This window comes from uncultured Psychrobacter sp. (assembly GCF_947495825.1).
Taxonomy (GTDB): Bacteria; Pseudomonadota; Gammaproteobacteria; order Pseudomonadales; family Moraxellaceae; genus Psychrobacter.
The window spans coordinates 499985-519407 of sequence record NZ_CANMAH010000001.1 but is presented as its reverse complement, the minus strand read 5'-3'; the positions used below and the strand labels follow the sequence as shown (position 1 = coordinate 519407).

The window sequence follows — 19423 nt, the reverse complement described above, 5'->3', positions numbered from 1 at the left end:
TTTATCGCATCGATTTACTGTATATTTATACATAATAATGTACATCAGATGTACGGATTAGATAGAGCAGGACAGTATAGAACGCCAGATACAGCAAAGCCCCTGATATCAGGGGCTTTAGTTATTCTATAAGATAGTATAGAACTATGTAATGGTACCCGGAGCCGGAACAGTATAACGTAAGTAAGTTATTGATTTTAAAATAAATAAATTACTTATGATAATCCTGGTGTACATATGGGTGTACATTAAGTGACAAGTTCAAACTTTAATAACATTTCACGATTATATCAAATCGGGTAGCTTTACATACTACAGCTACCTACTATTTATTAGATATTTCTTTGTATTTATCTTTAATCAACTGACTTACAACTTTTGAGGAAGAAGTAGTTCCTTCTGCTTTCTTAATAGAGTCCAGTAGATCTTGGTCTTTTTTATAAATCTTTATTTCGCTTAGATCTTCGTTCTTACTGCTTGCTGAAAACTTCGCCCAAGCATCTTTCATATTCTCTATAACTTTAGCTCTATATGATATTACTGGTATCGAATTAAAATCGATCGTATGATCATTCATATCTATGTTGTTAGTAATAGCATCATATGTGTAATCTACATTTGATAAAACGTCAAGACTAGCTAAGATTAAATTGTACTTGTCTTCCAAAGAGACGGGTATGAATATCTTCTGAAGCACAAGATAGTCTCTCTTGTCTGAGCATAGATAGTTATAAGCCCATTCAATTTGAACGCTGTCATCACCCTTAAGCCACTTTATCTCCCTGTCAGTACGATTTTTAAAATAGTGGGACTTAACTGTTTCAATTTTGCCTATCAACTGATGCTCGTTTAGATACACATCGTTTGCATAATTTGGAAAGTTGATATGGGTGTCGTTGAAATGATTGACCTCATATTTCAAGTAATTTGAAATGTAACAAACTAGCTCCTTACCTCCAACCAAAGCTTTATTATGTAAAGTATCACGGACTAGATAAGCGATGTGCAGAGCACTACGGAGATCTTCTCTTATCCATCCTAGCAAACTATCTGGTAGTTGATTATTATTTTTAAAACACATTAACTCGGTTAAGTACTGAATTGGGTATTGCTTAGATTTGAATATATTTACTAATTGTGATTTAAAAGCCAGCTCACTAATCTCAATATTAGCAGATGAATTCTGCTCATACATATTATGCGCAAATACCAAGCTCTTGCACTCATCATGATTCAAACGTTCAATCACTTTGAAAAAAGTGTCTAACTCTTCTCTATTACGTTTTTGGTAATGAATATTAGAGTCAGCATTAAACTTAAGTTGTTTAGCTAAGTGGTATATATTAGCCTCATTTACCACCTCATAAATGGGTTCAAAAATTGACTGGTCATCACTCTTGATGAAATTTGCATTACTGGAGTTCGCAGTAAGCAATTTTGCATCTGAATTTTCATTTTGTATAAGTGAAGTATTTTCTTCATAAATAGATGATTCGTAACTCTCACTATTAGTATATGTGTCATTGTCATTGTCATTGTCATTGTCATTGTCATTGTCATTGTCATTGTCATCGTCGAAGTCGTCATCGTCGAAGTCGTCATCGTCGAAGTCGTCATCGTCGAAGTCGTCATCGTCGAAGTCGTCATCATCAAAGTCGTCATCATCAAAGTCGTCATCATCAAAGTCGTCATCATCAAAGTCATCTTGCATATAAAAACCCCTATAAAAAAGCTCATAAAAAGTGGTATAAAAGTCCATATTAGTAGAAAAAAACTATGTTTTAACTACATACGAACTCCCTAATATAGGGGTGTGAGCAGTCTTACCCCCTTTTTTTAGCTTAAAATAAACTATATTCAGTCTTTCATCTTCTCGTCTTAACTATACATCGAGTTTAACCCTCGTTCTAGCAGTAAATTTAGACAGCCTCATTCCTAACATCACTACTTCGTTTAAGGGTTATCTACGTTGGCTTGTTCAGGCTATCAGACCACTAAACAAAAACACTATACGACACATTTTTTAATCCTATCCGCTAACTCCATCTCGACACAAACCTGAACCCTAGCGACAATTTACCATAAAGCTTAAATGGCAACTCCTAAGCACACGACGAAAAAAAGAACGACGCCCTCATTCTTAGTGGGTTATTTATATTATTAATAGATACTAATAATTATGAGTAATTTAATACGGACTTCATTGATGGTTATGTACACCAAACTAAAATCAATGGAGCACACTCATGTCACATTCACTCATTAACCAGTCACAACTCATCAGTAATATTGATAGACTTGTCAGAGACGTCATTTTTAGTCCTATCAATTTTGATGATATTAAAAATCGTTTGAACGCTTTATATTTGCCCTTCATGCAAATTCTAAATGCTGATTTATTTTACTCACAAACCATCAACTCATTTGTCTATAGTACCGATGCTATTGTTGGTGATTCATACCCATCCGATGTTATTTGGGACCACGGCAAAACACAGCAGTTCATTAATACCATAGCTTGCTATAAACATAACATTGAGACCGAGGATAACGCTTGGCGATATCAAGAGACTCAGAATAGGAAAAACCTTGAAAGCTATGTTAGAAACTTGCTGAACCACTACTCAAGGTTATTGTTCATTCGAGTGGACTTGATGTATCTGAAAGAAACCAGTCATATGGTGACGATCGAAGATTTCAATCTTCACATGATTAAGCTCAGAGAATTTATAGGAAATAAAAAGACATGCTTTGAGCATTTGCAAGGCAATGCATGGGCATTAGAGCATGGGCATGAGAATGGCGGTCTACATTGCCACCTACTGCTTATCTATGATGGTTCAGAACGACAAAACGATTGGTATTTGGCTGAAGAGGTAGGTAAAAGATGGCAAGAGATCACCAGTGGTATTGGCGCTTACTATAACTATCATTACACTGAGAATAAGCAGGGATTCGAGAAAAATGGCAAATTGGGTATCGGTATGATCCACCGAGATAACTTTCAGCAGTTAGAAAATGCGGTCTGTACAGCCTTGTACTTAACCAAACCTGACAAGGTGGGTCAGCACTTAAAAGTATGGCTTCCTAGCATGCGTACCTTCGGTCATGGCATCTACCGTACAAAGAGGCGTCGTGGATTACCACCCATAACAAACTAATTTCAAATACATACTACATTCATGAGATCGAGCATTAGCGTCTTAATGCTCATCCTTCTTCACTGATCAAAGGCCTGCACGTAGCAGGCCTTTTTTATGCGCGCAATAAGGAGCCCTTATGAAACCACTATGTCCACGCTGTCAGTCGTCCGCTGTTTATGTGATGACTAATAGTAATAACCAGCAGCTTGTGGATGAGCCGTTATCACCCGCTGCACTGATCGGTCTTGGTGTCAGTCTATGCAAATCATTCAAAGTCCATCCTGTGATCGGTGTGGTTGCAGGTACTGCGATCGCAGCCGTCATCGAGCTTGCAGAGCCTCATAGCGCTTTACCGTTGCTGATCAATAAGCAGCATCGCTGTGATGACTGTACGCATGTTTTCTCAACCATCAACTAATAAATCATCGCATTACTTAATGCTTATAAACAATCAAACCTAAAAGGAAATGAATCATGGCACATTTAATCGAAAATATGGCTTATGTTGGCGATACCCCTTGGCACGGTCTCGGCAGTCAGCTACCAAAGAATCAGCCTATTGAAGTCTGGGCTCGTGAGGCTGGTATGGATTGGCGTATTGAATCCTCAGACGTCAGCTACATGGCAAGCAATGAGAAAGGCCAAAGCCTGATCATGCCCTTCGACAGCAATAAGGTCCTGTACCGTAGCGATAACCTAGAACCGTTATCGGTGGTCAGTCAACGCTATCAAGAAGTACAGCCCCGTGAGATTCTAGAGTTCTATCGTGATCTTACTGAGCAGTCTGACTTTGAGCTTGAGACCGCAGGGGTGCTAAAAGGTGGTCGCAAGATGTGGGCCCTTGCCCGTACAGGTCAGTCTATGACCCTAAAGGGCGGTGATGTCAGTAACGGCTATCTACTCTTAGCAACTGCTTGTGACGGCACGCTTGCGACTACAGCACAATTTACCAATATCCGTGTGGTGTGTAATAACACGCTAGCCATTAGCCTCGCTGACGGCTCAGGTGGCGTGGTAAAAGTACCGCATAGCACCTCCTTTGATGCGGACAAGGTTAAGCAGCAATTAGGCGTTTCTGTTCAGCAGTGGAATGAGCACATGTATGAGATGAAGCAGTTAACCCAGCGCCGTGTAACCCAAGCAGAAGCCGCCAATTACCTGAACCGTGTTTTCAATGATCAAGACAACGACATCATTCTGTTTAACAGCGCTAAGAAAGAAAAAGATGCGGTGCCTAATGCCCGTGCCATGAATCAGGTGATGAACATGTTTAACGGTCAAGGTCGCGGTGCAGATTTGGATTCAGCGCGTGATACCGCTTATGGGCTGCTGTCGGCAATGACAGAGTTTGTTGACCATGAGCGCCGAGCGATGTCTAACGATCATAGGCTTGATTCCGCATGGTTCGGTGCAGGCGCTAAGCTGAAAGATAAAAGCTTAGAGGCAGCCTTTGCACTGATTGCCTAAAGACGCTTAGTACACGCAACGATTAAACCACGCTTTCGAGCGTGGTTTTTTTATGCCGTTTGTTTCTCATTAATCAGTAAACAACTAAAAACCAATAACCAATTTAACGAAGGAATTTACCATGAACATGATCGCATTAAATACCAACACTCAGCCAAGACAGGCTAAGCGTGCCATCGCTAAGATAAAAGCTAAGCACAGCATCGAAGATATGCCAACGCTTAAGGTTCAGAATAAAACCGTTAAACCTTCCGCTAGTCAAACAACCACTGCTAAGCGTTTGGTTAATACCAAAGACTTAAGCCGTGAGGACTGGCTACAAGTACGCAAGCAAGGCATTGGCAGCTCTGATGCTGCTGCCGCTTGTGGTATCCATCCGTACCTATCCATGCTTGAGCTATGGATGATTAAGACCGGACGCATGAGCTCAGACATTGATGCCAGTAATAATAACGGTATTGAAGGGTATTCGCCGCTATATTGGGGCAATACCTTGGAGCCGATGGTGGCTAAATATTATCAAGAACATACCGGCAATAAAGTCAGGCGCGTAAACGCCATCTTGCAGCACCCTGATCCTGACAAAGCCTTTATGCTCGCCAATTTAGACTACGCAATCACGGGTAGTGACGAGGTACAAATCTTAGAGTGTAAAACTGCAGGGGAACATGGGGCGAAATTATGGAAACATGGCGTACCGTTATATGTCACTTGCCAAGTACAACACCAACTGGCGGTCACAGGTAAACAGGCAGCTCATATTTGCGTGCTGCTTTGTGGACATGAGGCTAAGATATATAAGGTTAAGCGTGATGAGCGTTTGATTGCATCCATCATGGAGCATGAACGTCTGTTCTGGCAGTACGTGCAAACAGACACGCCGCCAACCCCTGATCATTCTGAATCCGCAGCTCGAGCATTAAAGCAGCTGTATCCAACGCCTAAGCCGTCAAGCAAGGTTGATCTACGAGATGACGATGGTGCCAATAAGTTGTTTGAGCAGTTGCTGAGCTACCGTGAATATATGCAAGAGCTAGGGCAGCGCCATGATCAGGTCAAGCATCAGCTGCAAAGCTTAATTCAAGATAATGAAGTAGCAGTGTTTGAAAAAGGGGCTATCTCGTGGAAACGATCCAAGGACAGCGTAAGCTTAGATACCAAGGCGGTGATCAAAGCCCATCCTGAGCTACTCACTCAGTTCAGTAAAACCCGTCAAGGCAGTCGCCGCTTTGTCGTCTTAACCGACTAAGCGCGCATCCAATCGATCAACACCTTAAAAAAATACCGAAAGTAAGCGCATAAACGCCCACCTATCACAGGTGGCCTTTTTATGTCGCTTTATTCATTTTATTAAACCTATAAGGAATACCATCATGATTAAGGGTCTCACGATAACCCCGCCTGTACTTGGTCGTATCAGCATTGGACGTGTCATTGTAAAAGACGGCAAGCGTCTGCCTGCTAAGGATGACCAATTCACTATTACCAGCCAAGTGCAAAATAAAGAAGGATGGATCAATCATCCACTAGACGAAAAACTACGTGCAAATAATGACGGTAAGCTCAGACAAATACCCGTGCGTATGCTGTTTAATGATCCGACACTAAATCTGCGAGCTGAGTACACACTGTTTGATCGGCAAACGGGCAGACCGCTATGTGTGGGTGACGGTGAGCAGTGTCAGCGCCGAACCAATAATGGCGTGGAAACACTACCATGCCCATCACCTGATCGTTGTCCACTAGCACAAGGCGGGGTTTGTAAGCCCTACGGTCGTCTGTATGTCAATCTATCTGAGGACGATGAGCTTGGCACCTTTATCTTTCGCACCACAGGCTTTAATAGTATTAGAACGCTTGCAGCACGGCTCAGCTACTTTGCTGCGGTATCAGGCAATAAGCTGTCGTGCTTGCCCCTGCAACTAACGCTAAGAGGTAAGAGTACGACGCAAAGCTATCGCACGCCGATTTACTTTGTTGATTTAACGCTACGTGATGGGGTAACGCTTAAAGATGCGGTATCTAACGCGCAAGCTATTGATACGGAGCTTAGCGAACATGGCTTTGATCAAGCAGCGCTAGAGGCAGCAGCAAAGCTTGGCTATGTGAATTCATCCTTTGAAATTGATAACGATGAGGCATTTGCAGTCGTGGAAGAGTTTTATCCCGTGGAGACAGGCGATTCTGGTCAACATCAAGGTGAGCATGAGCACTTGAACCATGGCTTAGCCAATCATGACCTGACCAGCATTGAGCAGGGATTACGGCAAAGCGTGACAGCGGTTAGTTAATCCAGCGTACCAAGCATAAAAAAGAGCTGTTACATGCAGCTCTTTTTTTATTACCTAAACCCATGCTAACTGTCGGACGGCATGGGATGTAGTAAAAAATTATAGGACTCGGTAAGTATATGAGAGGAGATGCTCTCATTTACTTATAAGGAGCAAATCATGGAAAATTTGAATACAACACAACCAGTAATAGAGCAATGTAATCATATTCCACAACTATTGAGTATTAAGGATGTCAGCCATTATACTGGTCTTAGTCGCTCTACGATTTACGAGATGATCAATGAAAACTCTGATCGCTATGATTCTACATTCCCTAAAAAGGTACAGCTCACCCAAGTGAGAGTAGTGTGGGTAGCGAGTGAGATTGCAGAGTGGATTAATACTAAGATTGCCGAGCGCTCACTTTAATATTATCGAGCCGCCTTAACTCTAAGAGGGTAAGGCGGTTTATTTTTTTGTGAATTTAGAAATTTTTAGCTCGTTTACATAACATAGCTTGCATAAATAAATGCTAGATTCTACCAATTATCGTTGGTAGGAAAAAACAAAATTTTATTTTCATAAGAAGTGTGTTGCTTATTTGTTGCATAAGGGTTACTAGTACACTACTATAGTAAGTGCTAAATAAAAAGAGTACAGCTTTTATGGCGTGCTACTGGGATGAATTTTATTGAGCCTCTGGAGTGACGAAGTCACACAGTAAGCAAAGAAAATTTATACCAGTAGCACTGTACTTATTTTATGGCGGATCGACTATATCCATAAGTTAGTCGACTTTATTAATGGTTTAGGCTTAGTTTTTTTAAATAAAACTTTATACACCGATTAGTAACAGATTTGTGACGGCTCTTCAACATTGGCTATAAGTAATAGATATTAAGGAAATTAATGCAAAACTCTAATACAGCAAAAATAAACGAAGAGATGAATCAAGGTATTAGATCTTCAAACATATTTAAAACTCCTGCCTTTGCTGACAAAAGGAACACAAAAACCGATGATAGAGATGAAAATGCTATCGTTTATAAAGCTCAAATATCTAGATATCATTTAGATACTGATGTCATTCTAACAACTCATACACGTAACGAGCTTGAAGAGAGTCTGGCAAAATTAAAATTTCATAAAGTTATCTATGAGGACTGGGGTTTTAGTGAAGTTGATAAAGTTGGTCGCAGTAGTATTTTAAATTTTTATGGAAAGCCTGGAACTGGTAAAACCTTAACTGCTGAAGCGTTCGCAGGTCGACTGGATTTACCTATCATCAAAGTGGGTATAGCTGAAATAGAAAGCAAGCTAATGGGAGAAACGTCGAAGAACATACAAAAGGTTTTTCAAGACGCTTATGATCAAAATGCAGTTTTATTTTTTGATGAAGCAGACACTTTGCTAGGTAAACGTTTGTCCTCCGTTACTCAGGGTGTAGACAACGAAATTAACGCCATGCGCTCAACCATGCTTATTGAGCTAGAGAAGTTTGACGGTGTTGTTATCTTTGCGACAAATTTTGCTAAAAACTACGATGAGGCTTTTCGCTCACGTATCACTTATCACGTTGAATTTATACTTCCTGACTTAGACACTCGCAAAAAGCTTTGGTCAAGAATGTTAGTGGAAAAAATTCCATTGGCTGATGAGAGAGATAGTCTAATTAATCAGTGTGCAGAACTATCAGAAGATTTTTCAGGACGTGAAATTAGAACTTGTATGCGCTTAGCCTTACCAAAAGCGTTAATGCAATCGGATGTGTCAATTGAAAAGGCGGTGTTAAGTTTAGATCATCTGATATCAGCTATCGAAAACGTAAGAAAATCCCAAATGGAAGTTGGTAGCAGTACAGATACTAGTAATAAACGCAAATTCGCTGCTAAAGAAGCTCTGATCGCAAAAAAACTATTGGGTACAACAGATAAATCGTTAGATAAAGAAGAACTGCTCGAACAATAAGATAATGATTATTAGATAATATATTATACATTTAGGGGACGAAAATGGGTTGGTTAAGTAATGCGTGTTCGCGGGTAGCCAGTGCAGTTAGTAGCGCTGTTTCTTACGCTTCAGAAAAGGTCAGTCAAGGTCTATCTTGGGCAAGAGAAAAAGCCGCAAAGGCTTGTGATTGGATAGCTGAAAAAGGCGAGGGTTTTATTGATAAGGTCAAAGATGTCTATAAAAAAGTGAAGCCTTTTTTAGAGAAAGTAAAACCGTGGCTTGAAAAGACAGCACTACTTGCGCCTTTTCCTTGGCTAAAAACAGGGTTAATGGTCACTGCTAAAGCAATTGATGCATTATTAGCGTTAGAAAACAGTCCAATATTACATGCATTAGAAAAAGCGGTGAGAAAGACTATTAAGTTGGCGCAACTTATTAAAGAAAGATATCTAACACCAGAAGAAGTAGAAGAAGCTAAAGAAAACCGTGATGCCTTTATGCAAGCTGAGCAACAGTATGAGTCACAATTAAGTGAAGAGCAGCAAAAAGCATTACAACTAAATGAAATGTTGAATAATTATGGAATTTTAAAAGTAGAGTTAAGAGACGTTCTAGAGATGGGCGTTGTGGACTTTCAGCATTATTTGAGACTGAGAGCTACACAAAAGCTATTAGATATGACAGAGCAAAAAATCATCGCAGTTGAAAGTATTGATGACATCACCAGTGATGACATTTATTTGATTAAAACAGCAGAAAGTCTTCTTTCTACTGCTCAGCTTTCTGATGATGAGGCTATTAGGTTAGACAGCATCATTCAAGAGCGTTTTGGTAAGTCTCTAATACCGTTCGTCTTTGAAGAGTTAATGGTAGTTTGGGTTGAGAAACAGCAGTCTTTAGAGCAAGAATGGACTGAATTGAGCAAGAAGCTATCTAAAGACAGAGTGTTGAAAACTCGTTTAGATGTTGCAAAGCGTACTTCAGAGTTAACAGAAGAAGAAACTGCGATTTATAACGAGTTGCTGACCAAAATGGGTGGAGAGCAAACCAAGCTTACTCGTTTAGATGGTGAGCGTCGATCAATGAAAAGCTATGTTTATGCTGCAGAAGGCTTTATGCAGATTCTAGAAAAAGATGATGTAACTTTGGAAGCTGAAGACAAGGATTACCTCCTAGAGGATAGTGAGGAGATTGCTAGCATTATTATGCGTGTGGCACAGAATAACGTTGCTTGGGAATCTTTGACCGATGATGAACAAAGTCTCATTACAGACTACGCCAATATTTTTGAGGCAGAAGGTAAAGCGCGTGCAGATAAACTAAAACAAGAAATTGAAGTGGGAGTAGCAGCTTAATGAGAATAGCAGAGATTGGTGCGTTCTTAAATCCATTTGGCGAAACGCTGTCTACTATATTTGTAGTGAGTCTGATTATTTTGACCATAGCTACTGTTGTATGGTTATTAGGTTCAGCTAAAGAAGCTAACTGGGAAGCCAACTGGCATGGTGGTGATTTAGATGATGAGACCAATAATTTAGCAGGCGAACATGGTTCTGTGCATGAATTAAGCGAAGCCGTTGCTACAAAAGCTGAAAAAGTGGCTGAAATTATGCCTAGTATGCTACTTATTGTAGGGCTGTTAGGTACCTTTTTGGGGCTAGGTATTGCGCTTAATAAAGCATCGACTGTACTTGCAATGGCAGATACAGCTGGAATGGATTCGGCCATGACTCAGTTAATGGGTCTAATGGACGGCTTAGGTGCTAAATTCAAAACCTCTACCTGGGGTATTCTTTGTTTCATTATCCTGAACTTACTATTCAATATATTTGGATTCCAAGAAAAACGACTTGTATGGGCAGTTAAAAAGGTTCGCCAAGAAGCTCAAGCGAAAGAAGTGGTCTTGAATAGTAAAGAATTAGAACGACATCAATTAATGATTGAGACATTAAAAAGTATTGATAATAATGCGCAGCAACACAGTCAGCTACTTGTAGACAGCATTATGTCATTACAAAAAGAAAGTGCTAAAGAGTTAAGTAATAACTTCTTAATATTCGGACAAATCAGAAATGATATCAACAATAATAAGCGTGATCTGGTTGATAGCTTAAATAAGGCACAGGAGCATAGTCTATCCAGGTATGAGGCACTGTTTGGTCAAGTGCAGAGCAGTCTTGATAATAATAATAAGATAGCTACAAAAAACGCTAAAGATAATATTACCGAACTACAGAAAATTGCCAGCTACAACAAAGCCACTCAAAAATCTATGCAAGACTTTGTTGAAAAAACAGTTGATAGCATGGCATCAATTGGAAGCTCTGCAGATAAAATGGCTGTAGCAGCGACGGCTGTCGGTAGCTCTGCAGAAGGTCTTAATGACGTGGTTGAAAACTTGCGTAACGAGCTTGAAGGTGTTATGTCAATGATCAAACAAGATCTGTCAGAAACTATCAGTAACATGGGTAATAGTTTTGAAGAAAACATGTCAACTATGTCCGAGAGTATGGGACAAGCGACTTTAGGTATATCGAAAGCTGTTGATGAGTTATCTACAAGCGTTGATGAAACCATGAAAGAGGTGACTAAGGTAATTGGTGATTCAATGGATTTACAGCGTAAGTCTGCTAATGAGTTCACCGTTACTAGTGACGCTTTAAATGGTCAGATATTTGAAATGACTGACTTAGTTAAGCAGTTATCCGGTGACATAACCAGTGGACTAAAAGCAGTTTCTGAGAGTGGACGTCGTATGAAGTCGCTTGATTCACGTTATGAAAAGTATTCAGAATTGATTGAAAGAGTTACTGAGACGAATCAGAAGCTACTGAATGATAATCAGCAAATTACAAGCTATTTACCACAGGTTATTGACGCTATACCGAATCTTAGTAGTGGTATCAATCATACCTTATCAGAATCTGTAAAAATACAACGTGACTCGACTGATATTTTTGATCAACTATCAGGCGATATCAAAAATGCGCTAACAGTTATATCTCAAAGTGCAGATAGATTAGAATTATTAAATTCGCGCTATGAGAATTATTCTATATTGGTAGACAGCATCACCCAGAGTAATCAAAAGCTACTTGCTAAAATTGATAACAAAGCTATAGCATAAGGGTGTACTTAAATGCAAAAAAAACCAAGTGAATGGATATCTATTGCAGATTTAATGTCAGGCGTCATGGCAGTAGTTATGCTACTGCTTGTCATCTCTGTACTACAAAACACATATGCGGAAATGAAGCATAAGCAAGAAATGGAAAGTAGCCAACAAAATGAACATCAGAAAATAGCAACTTTATTAGAAGATATTCAATCTTCAGTTACCGAACAAGGTGCAGGAGATTTAATTGATTTTAATTTAGAGCAAAGTAAAATTACGCTTAAAGATAATGTTTTTGCTAGAGGCAGTGCTTGCATTACCCCAGAGGCAAAAATAGCATTTAGCAATATAGAAGATAAAATCACAAGTTTTTTGCAACAGTCCTCAAACGCTAGAATATTTGTAGAAGGTCATACAGATAATATTCCCGTGTCACAGCCTGTGACAGATTACCGACGTTTTTGTACCGTATACGATGATAACTATACGTTATCAGCAGCCAGAGCTAGAGAGGCTCGTAAACTTCTAGTCGGGCAGTTAGATACTTCTATAGCAAAACGTATTATCGTGGCTGGTTATGGAGACTCTCAGCCTATCAACGGTATAGCTCCTGAGGATGATGCTAATAGACGTGTTGAAGTAAGGCTAGCGCTGTATGACGAATTGTAAGAAAGCTAACTAAGCTTTGATTAATTTGGTTAGTTATAAGCATAGCGGTAATTATCGTTTTGGAGGAAGTCTGTCCAGAAATTCGTGTAATTGTTGTTTAGATTGAACGCTTGCTAGGTTGTTATATAGACCACCTTGAATGTCGTTTGATCAGATCGGAACACTTTACGCTTATTCAGTGTTGTTCGAATGACACTGTTGAGAGACTCAATAGCGAGCCTTTCCCAAACTTTGTGTCACTGCTTATAATCCACTAACCGGAGAATAAGCAATGACGACTCAATCTGACCTTAAAAAACTAGCTGAACAAATGGCCAGTAGCATGAAAAGCTTTGATGACATCAAAGACTTCCAGAAGCAGCTCATACAATCCTTTATCGACACTGCCTTAGAGGCTGAGATGGAAGATCATCTCGGCTATCCTAAGCATGAGAAAGCCGATAAACCTAATAAGCGCAATGGGCACACTAAAAAGACCGTCCGCAGTGACACAAGCGATCTTGAGATATCTACCCCAATAGACCGCAATAGCAGCTTTGAGCCTGTGCTGGTCAGTAAGCATCAAACCCGTATTTCAGGTCTCGATGATAAAATCATATCGTCACTACAGGCATAGCCTTCCGTCTTGCGCTTCGGGCAAGTGTGCCCCACACACTTGCTTATCCTCGCTCATACGCCAAGGGTCAAATCACCACCGAGATTGTAGAGAGCATTAAAGAGCTCTACGATGTCGACATCTCAAGCAGCTTGGTTGCAAGAGTCACCGATAACATATTAGAGGACATCACCGCTTGGCAGAATTGTCCGCTGAGCAGTGTCTATCCTATCATCTATTTGGACTGCATCGTCGTGAAGATACGTTAAGACAAGCAGATCATCAACAAGGCTATCTATCTGGCTTTAGGCGTCAACCTTGAAGTCAGAAAAGAGCTGCTTGGTATGTAGCTCTCAGAGAATGAAGGCGCTAAGTTCTGGCTGGGTGTTCTTACCGAGCTTCAAAACCGCGGGGTACAAGATATCCTCATTGCCTGTGTTGACGGCTTAAAGGGCTTCCCTGATGCTATCAATACCGTTTACCCCAACGCTCAGGTTCAGCTGTGTATCGTGCATATGGTGCGTTACTCCATGAAGTTTGTGCCATGGACGGATAAGAAAGCCGTAGCGGCTGATTTAAAGGATATCTACGACGCTGATACGCTGGAGATAGCAGAGGCCAATCTTGAGCACTTTGATGAGGTGTGGGGCAAGGATTACCCGCACGTGGTCAAGTCTTGGCGTGGCTCATAAATATCGCAACCGTCGTCAGCGCTATGATCTTAGAATGAAGCTGTTTGCTGGTATCATTGATTTCGAGCTTAACCTATGACTTTTGCAAGAGGTCTATTAGCTATCTATATGAAAAATCTTATTATTGTGATGTTTCATATACTTTTGTGATTGAATAGAAAAATTGCTTAGCTTCTTAGGTATTTGATTACAGTCAAAAAATTCTTCAATATCATTTCTGGCGAACAATATATTCCCTTCGCTAGTAAATGTGATTAGCCCTTTATCAAAAAGAGCGTCAACATGACTTGCGAGCAGCAAGCCATTATGAGGATCTAGACGTTCAGTACCAACAGAATCTGACCAAGGCTTTATATGACTTGCTCGAAGCAGCTCTGGTATAGAAGTGCCCGTAAGCTGACAGCGTCTATCATGCATATTTAACAGACGTTTTCTAAATTCTGATTGTCCAACTCTTTGGCGGACAGTACCGAGTTTTTCTGTAGCTCGATTTTCTATAGACAATGAAGTGACATCAGCTGATTCAATTTCAAAAATGAAATCAGACTTTTTGATTAGATAGTCAGCAAAATCAGAAGATATATTAGCCAGGTAGCAGCCCTGATTGCCATTACCATTGTTAAGACTAATAGGTGAGTATTTAACAGGTAACATATGCCTGAACTCATATAGATCTTCCTTAAGACGAAATGGATGATTTATCCGTTCAAAATCTACATCGATTTTCCAACCAGATTGATCCCAGATCTCTGAAAATCCTACGGGCTTAGGAGCAGTATAGGCTTCTGAAGTAGCATATCCTATTGCCTTTACTTCAGTCTCAGCGAACGAGAAAACAATATCACCGGGCTTTACTTTTTTCATATTGTTATAAGACCAGTGAGATTCCCCATTACTTTTAGTTTTGGGCGACCATAGGTAACCATCGCCTAATTCATCTTTGTGAGTCTGACTATGATTTATGAAGAAATATTGCATAATTAATCCTTTTTAGTTGTACAGTAATGAGTATATAGCGTTAAGAGCAATATAAATATTATACTATAAAATTCGTACAGTAAACTAAAAATAGCATTGACTAATAATTTTCTTATAGGCATAATAAAAGCCGTACAGAGATGGACTATAAGTCGTTTACTGTACGGCTATCGAAAAGGTAAGTTTGGACACTGAGTCTTTTCGATATTAATTCCCAAACATATATAAGGAAACTAATATGCTTTATTATATCTTATCCTCCCACTCAGTAATAGGGTGGTGAGCCATGACAACGATTCTAAAACGTCTAGCCGATATTTATACTGGCTTTACCCTACGTGAGTCAGTAAGCTACTTGGCTAATGGCGATACCAAGCTTTTACAAAGTAAAGATTTGCCAAAAGACAGCTTCACTATTAATGCTACAGCATTGACACGCATTGACTGGAAGTACGACTCACAGCCGCAGTATCTAAAACATGGTTCAGTCGTTCTTCTCGCTCGAGGTGAGCCAAAAGCGTATGTTTATCATGGCACAGAAGAGGATCAGGTTATTGTCGGTCACATTTTTATTGTGATCAATTTAACAACCGATGATATCGATCCTGAATATCTGACGTGGTATATCAATAAATCGAGTATAGCAAAGCGGCATTTTGAGACCAATTCGACAGGTAGTACGTTGAATATGACCAGCATATCTACTGTCAGAGATCTGCCTATTGTTATACCAACCATACAAGAGCAGCAGCAAATACTACAAAGGCAAGAGCAGTCTAAAGTTGAAGCAGAAGTGTTTAAGTCACTATTAAAATTGCGCCAAGACTATAACCATGCTTTTGATGAACAAATTTTAGCGGACGTTCAAAGCCGACCAGCCAATCAAATTTAAGGAAAAATCATGACAGATATTCAAACAACATCAGAGCCAACTAAAGATTTAGATAAGAAAATGAGTGGTCAGCACTCAACGCTTACTCAAGTCATCTGGAACGTCGCCAACTCCCTACGTGGTACTTATCGTCCGCCGCAGTATCGTCGTGTGATGCTACCGCTGATCGTGCTTGCACGTTTTGATGCGATCTTAAGTCCTTATACCGATAAGATGAAAGCGTTTTATGAAGCCAACGAAGCAAAGCCTGATGATAAGCGTACCAAAGGTGTATTTTTCGATGCCGCGATGAGCGATCATCTAGGTCTTAATCGCAAACATCCTTTATATAACGTTAGTGGTTATAACCTAACTAAGCTACTAGCAGACTCAGAGCATATCAGTGCCAACTTGCTCAGCTATATTCAAGGATTCTCCCCCAAAGCCCGTGATATTTTTGAAAAGTTTGAGTTTGAAAATGAGATTCATAAGCTCGATGATAAAAACAAACTGTTTCAAGTGATCGAAAGCTTTGTCACCGATATTCAAAAATCAGGTATCGATTTATCGCCAGCTGGTATTAGCAATCTACAAATGGGCTATGTGTTCGAAGATTTGGTGCGCCGTTTTAATGAGCAAGCCAACGAAGAGGCAGGTGATCACTTTACCCCGCGTGAAGTGATTGAGCTGATGGTAAATATCATCTTTGAAGAAGATCAAAACGAGCTAATCAAAGCGGGTGTCTATCGTAGCATTTATGATCCAACAGCTGGGACAGGCGGTATGCTGTCAGAAGCTGAAAAGTACCTAAAAAGCTATAATGACAAAATCAATATAGCGCTATACGGTCAAGAGTATAACGCTGAGTCCTATGCTATTTGTTGTTCTGATTTGCTGATTAAAGATGAGCCTATCGATAACATTATCTATGGTGACACGCTAGGTATCAAAAACAGCAAAAATAAATCTTCAGGCTTTGTACCGCATGATGGGCATGAAGGCAAGAAGTTCCACTATATGTTTGCCAATCCGCCTTATGGCGTAGATTGGAAAACACAAAAAGACTTTATTGAAGATGAGGCTAATCTAGGCGCAAATGGACGATTTGAAGCAGGACTACCGCGTATTAACGATGGCTCATTGTTGTTTCTACAACATATGATCTCAAAGATGCATGACGCACCTGAAGATGGCGGCGATGGATCTCGTATCGCTGTAGTCTTTAACGGCTCGCCTTTATTTACAGGTGACGCGGGTAGTGGTGAGAGTAATATCCGTCGCTGGATCATCGAAAACGATTGGTTAGAGGCCATCATCGCGCTACCTGATCAGATGTTCTATAACACTGGTATTTATACTTATATCTGGATCGTCTCCAATAAAAAGCCTGCTAACAAGCAAGGTAAGGTTCAACTGATTGATGCCACAGACCACTACCAAAAAATGCGTAAGAGCTTAGGTAATAAACGCCATGAGCTGGGTGATAAGCACATCAAAGAGTTAACCAAGCTGTATGCTAACTATAAAGATGAAGCGACAAGCCAGCTGGTCAAAGACAAAAACGGTGATGCTAAGGTGTGTAGCAAGATCTTTAATAACCAAGACTTTGGCTATATCAAGATGACCGTTGAGCGTCCCCTACGTCTAAACTTCCAAGTCAGTCGTGAGCGTATAGACCGTCTGGATAATGAGGCAGGCTTCATAAACCTAGCAAAAAGTCGCAAGCTAAAAGATCCTAAACAAATTGCGGCTGAGGAAAAAGCAGGAAACGCGCAGCAGCAGGCGATCAAAGATGCATTAGCAAAGATGGATGGTGATAAGTTATACAAAGATCGTGATGCATTTTTGAAGGTGCTAAATCCTATTCTCAAAGACTTAAATTTTAAAATTGGGGCACCTCTCAAGAAATCTATTCTGCAAGCGCTATCTGAAAAAGATCCAAGCGCTGAAATATGCACTGATAGCAAAGGCAATCCAGAGCCTGATTCAGACCTACGCGATACTGAGGTCGTACCACTGCCTGATAATATTGCATTGCCATTGCCTATCCACTATGACAATGAAACGGGGCTAGGTGAGCTACTTGAACTGATTAAGCCGCATTGTGAGCAGTACATGGCGGATGAAGTTTTGCCACATGTCGATGATGCGTGGGTGGACTATACCCGTACGCGTGTCGGCTATGAGATCCCGATCAATCGTCATTTTTATGTCTATGAGCCGCCGCGTGCGCTTGAGGACATCAAGTCTGATATCGTTGAGCTTGAGCAGACCATCATCGGTATGTTAGGAGGGCTATCAGCATGAGTGAGCTAAGACGCTACCATGATTATAAAGACAGTGGCGTCCCGTGGCTGGGTGAAATTCCCAGCCATTGGGAGGCTAAACGTATGCGGTTTTTTGTTAACACTAATCCTTTAAAATCTGAATTAGGTATACAAGAAGGCTTGTTGGTCTCATTTGTACCTATGGAATCAGTAGCAGTTGATGGCGGTTTGACGTTAACAACTGATAAAGAGATAAGCGATGTATATAAAGGTTATACGTATTTTCGGAACGATGATGTAGTAATGGCAAAAATTACACCTTGCTTTGAAAATGGTAAGGCCTCCATTTGTAACAACCTGACTAACGATATCGGTTTTGGTACAACAGAGCTACACGTATTAAGGCCTAAAGAAGAAACTTCTTCAAGGTTTTTGTTCTATCTAATACGCTCAGATGTATTTATGAAAATAGGTGAATCAGAGATGTATGGGGCAGGTGGTCAAAAGCGAGTACCAGAAAGTTTTATCAAAAATTTTGTTGCACCATTACCTGATATCGATGAACAACAAGCCATCGTAAACTTTTTAGATGACAAGCTTGACCATATCGATACCTTGATTAGAAAACAGCAACAGCTAATCGAAAAACTTGCTGAGCAGCGCAGCGCGGTCATTACTCATGCGGTGACTAAAGGACTTGATCCAAATGTACCAATGAAAGATAGCGGTGTTGAGTGGTTAGGTGAGATTCCTGAGCATTGGGAACTAACTTATAACAAATACCTTTTCAATTTTTCTAGGGGATTAACTATAACGAAAGCTGATCTAATAGATGAAGGTATTCCGTGTGTTAACTATGGTGAAGTGCATTCTAAATACGGATTTGAGGTAGATCCAAATATCCATCCTTTAAAGTGCGTACCGGAAAGTTATGCCGAAAATTTTAAGTATGCTGTACTAAAAGAAGGCGATTTTGTTTTTGCAGATACATCCGAAGATTATAAAGGTTCAGGAAATTTTACGCATTTAAATAGTAAAACCTTAACTATGGCTGGCTATCATACTGTGGTAATGAAGCAAAAGCATGATCACAATCATCGTTATCTAGCTTATATGTTTGATTCAAAGGTATTTAGAACACAAATTATAAATCGGGTAAGTGGTGTGAAAGTTTTTAGCGTTACACAAGGGATTTTAAAACGCATACCTGCTTGGTTGCCACCTCTTACCGAGCAAAATAATATAGTCATTTATTTAGATGAGCAAGTTAATAGAATGGATCGATCTAGCGAAGCGGCTAAAGATATTATCGGCAAGCTTCAAGAATACCGTGCCGCCTTAATTACCCAAGCGGTAACAGGCAAAATCGATGTACGTCATCTTAACAAACAAGCCAGCTAAGG

General features: G+C 40.1%; 16 protein-coding genes and 1 pseudogene. 15 read left to right on the top strand and 2 right to left on the bottom strand.

The genetic code is table 11. The features are described from left to right. Nucleotides 1-325 precede the first annotated feature (325 nt). Nucleotides 326-1711, bottom strand: a complete 1386-nt coding sequence (locus tag Q0895_RS02130) for a hypothetical protein (RefSeq protein WP_299185143.1) — start codon at nt 1709-1711, stop codon at nt 326-328. 535 nt (nt 1712-2246) lie between these two features. Between Q0895_RS02130 and Q0895_RS02125 the strand changes: the two genes are divergently transcribed. The 12 genes and pseudogenes from Q0895_RS02125 (at nt 2247) to Q0895_RS13445 (ending at nt 13904) form a co-directional block, all read left to right on the top strand. Then, nucleotides 2247-3161, top strand: a complete 915-nt coding sequence (locus tag Q0895_RS02125; RefSeq protein ID WP_299185142.1) for an inovirus-type Gp2 protein — start codon at nt 2247-2249, stop codon at nt 3159-3161. 118 nt (nt 3162-3279) lie between these two features. Further along, nucleotides 3280-3561, top strand: a complete 282-nt coding sequence (locus Q0895_RS02120) for a hypothetical protein (protein ID WP_299185141.1) — start codon at nt 3280-3282, stop codon at nt 3559-3561. A gap of 56 nt (nt 3562-3617) precedes the next feature. Beyond that, the gene (locus Q0895_RS02115; protein ID WP_299185140.1) at nt 3618-4610 is read left to right on the top strand and encodes a DUF932 domain-containing protein; all 993 of its coding nucleotides are present in this window, start codon (nt 3618-3620) and stop codon (nt 4608-4610) included. Between the two features lie 211 nt (nt 4611-4821). Next, nucleotides 4822-5859 carry a lambda-exonuclease family protein gene (locus Q0895_RS02110; protein WP_299185344.1) on the top strand — a complete coding sequence of 346 codons (1038 nt, stop codon included), beginning with the start codon at nt 4822-4824 and terminating at the stop codon, nt 5857-5859. A gap of 124 nt (nt 5860-5983) precedes the next feature. Then, on the top strand, nt 5984-6901 hold the full coding sequence (locus tag Q0895_RS02105) for a hydrolase or metal-binding protein (RefSeq protein ID WP_299185138.1): 918 nt from the start codon (nt 5984-5986) through the stop codon (nt 6899-6901). A 159-nt stretch (nt 6902-7060) separates the two neighbouring features. After that, nucleotides 7061-7312: an AlpA family transcriptional regulator gene (locus Q0895_RS02100; RefSeq protein ID WP_299185136.1), complete on the top strand. Its 252-nt coding sequence runs from the start codon at nt 7061-7063 to the stop codon at nt 7310-7312. A gap of 480 nt (nt 7313-7792) precedes the next feature. Beyond that, nucleotides 7793-8851 carry an ATP-binding protein gene (locus Q0895_RS02095; protein ID WP_299185135.1) on the top strand — a complete coding sequence of 353 codons (1059 nt, stop codon included), beginning with the start codon at nt 7793-7795 and terminating at the stop codon, nt 8849-8851. A gap of 44 nt (nt 8852-8895) precedes the next feature. Continuing rightward, the gene (locus tag Q0895_RS02090; RefSeq protein ID WP_299185133.1) at nt 8896-10188 is read left to right on the top strand and encodes a hypothetical protein; all 1293 of its coding nucleotides are present in this window, start codon (nt 8896-8898) and stop codon (nt 10186-10188) included. After that, on the top strand, nt 10188-11960 hold the full coding sequence (locus Q0895_RS02085; RefSeq protein WP_299185131.1) for a hypothetical protein: 1773 nt from the start codon (nt 10188-10190) through the stop codon (nt 11958-11960). Before Q0895_RS02090 ends, Q0895_RS02085 begins: the two co-directional genes overlap by 1 nt. Nucleotides 11961-11972: 12 nt before the next feature. Next, the gene (locus Q0895_RS02080; RefSeq protein ID WP_299185130.1) at nt 11973-12617 is read left to right on the top strand and encodes an OmpA family protein; all 645 of its coding nucleotides are present in this window, start codon (nt 11973-11975) and stop codon (nt 12615-12617) included. Nucleotides 12618-12888: 271 nt separating this feature from the next. Then, nucleotides 12889-13233: a transposase gene (locus tag Q0895_RS02075; RefSeq protein WP_299185128.1), complete on the top strand. Its 345-nt coding sequence runs from the start codon at nt 12889-12891 to the stop codon at nt 13231-13233. 26 nt (nt 13234-13259) lie between these two features. Then, nucleotides 13260-13904 (top strand): annotated as a pseudogene (locus Q0895_RS13445) (IS256 family transposase). A gap of 96 nt (nt 13905-14000) precedes the next feature. Here the strand turns inward: Q0895_RS13445 and Q0895_RS02060 are convergent. Then, complete coding sequence (locus Q0895_RS02060) at nt 14001-14882, bottom strand: HNH endonuclease signature motif containing protein (protein ID WP_299185126.1); 882 nt, start codon at nt 14880-14882, stop codon at nt 14001-14003. A gap of 286 nt (nt 14883-15168) precedes the next feature. Between Q0895_RS02060 and Q0895_RS02055 the strand changes: the two genes are divergently transcribed. The 3 genes from Q0895_RS02055 to Q0895_RS02045 are packed head-to-tail and all read left to right on the top strand — an operon-like array spanning nt 15169 to nt 19421. After that, complete coding sequence (locus Q0895_RS02055; protein ID WP_299185125.1) at nt 15169-15774, top strand: restriction endonuclease subunit S; 606 nt, start codon at nt 15169-15171, stop codon at nt 15772-15774. Between the two features lie 9 nt (nt 15775-15783). Then, nucleotides 15784-18060: a class I SAM-dependent DNA methyltransferase gene (locus tag Q0895_RS02050; protein ID WP_299185124.1), complete on the top strand. Its 2277-nt coding sequence runs from the start codon at nt 15784-15786 to the stop codon at nt 18058-18060. Further along, on the top strand, nt 18057-19421 hold the full coding sequence (locus Q0895_RS02045; protein WP_299185123.1) for a restriction endonuclease subunit S: 1365 nt from the start codon (nt 18057-18059) through the stop codon (nt 19419-19421). The genes Q0895_RS02050 and Q0895_RS02045 overlap by 4 nt, the downstream gene beginning before the upstream one ends. Nucleotides 19422-19423: the final 2 nt, after the last annotated feature.

Excerpts from the sequence above, each read along its gene's own strand:
- Q0895_RS02130 (WP_299185143.1), bottom strand. The coding sequence starts at position 1,711 with ATGCAAGATGACTTTGATGATGACGACTTTGATGATGACGACTTTGAT.
- Q0895_RS02125 (WP_299185142.1), top strand. The coding sequence starts at position 2,247 with ATGTCACATTCACTCATTAACCAGTCACAACTCATCAGTAATATTGAT.
- Q0895_RS02120 (WP_299185141.1), top strand. The coding sequence starts at position 3,280 with ATGAAACCACTATGTCCACGCTGTCAGTCGTCCGCTGTTTATGTGATG.
- Q0895_RS02115 (WP_299185140.1), top strand. The coding sequence starts at position 3,618 with ATGGCACATTTAATCGAAAATATGGCTTATGTTGGCGATACCCCTTGG.
- Q0895_RS02110 (WP_299185344.1), top strand. The coding sequence starts at position 4,822 with ATGCCAACGCTTAAGGTTCAGAATAAAACCGTTAAACCTTCCGCTAGT.
- Q0895_RS02105 (WP_299185138.1), top strand. The coding sequence starts at position 5,984 with ATGATTAAGGGTCTCACGATAACCCCGCCTGTACTTGGTCGTATCAGC.
- Q0895_RS02100 (WP_299185136.1), top strand. The coding sequence starts at position 7,061 with ATGGAAAATTTGAATACAACACAACCAGTAATAGAGCAATGTAATCAT.
- Q0895_RS02095 (WP_299185135.1), top strand. The coding sequence starts at position 7,793 with ATGCAAAACTCTAATACAGCAAAAATAAACGAAGAGATGAATCAAGGT.
- Q0895_RS02090 (WP_299185133.1), top strand. The coding sequence starts at position 8,896 with ATGGGTTGGTTAAGTAATGCGTGTTCGCGGGTAGCCAGTGCAGTTAGT.
- Q0895_RS02085 (WP_299185131.1), top strand. The coding sequence starts at position 10,188 with ATGAGAATAGCAGAGATTGGTGCGTTCTTAAATCCATTTGGCGAAACG.
- Q0895_RS02080 (WP_299185130.1), top strand. The coding sequence starts at position 11,973 with ATGCAAAAAAAACCAAGTGAATGGATATCTATTGCAGATTTAATGTCA.
- Q0895_RS02075 (WP_299185128.1), top strand. The coding sequence starts at position 12,889 with ATGACGACTCAATCTGACCTTAAAAAACTAGCTGAACAAATGGCCAGT.
- Q0895_RS02060 (WP_299185126.1), bottom strand. The coding sequence starts at position 14,882 with ATGCAATATTTCTTCATAAATCATAGTCAGACTCACAAAGATGAATTA.
- Q0895_RS02055 (WP_299185125.1), top strand. The coding sequence starts at position 15,169 with ATGACAACGATTCTAAAACGTCTAGCCGATATTTATACTGGCTTTACC.
- Q0895_RS02050 (WP_299185124.1), top strand. The coding sequence starts at position 15,784 with ATGACAGATATTCAAACAACATCAGAGCCAACTAAAGATTTAGATAAG.
- Q0895_RS02045 (WP_299185123.1), top strand. The coding sequence starts at position 18,057 with ATGAGTGAGCTAAGACGCTACCATGATTATAAAGACAGTGGCGTCCCG.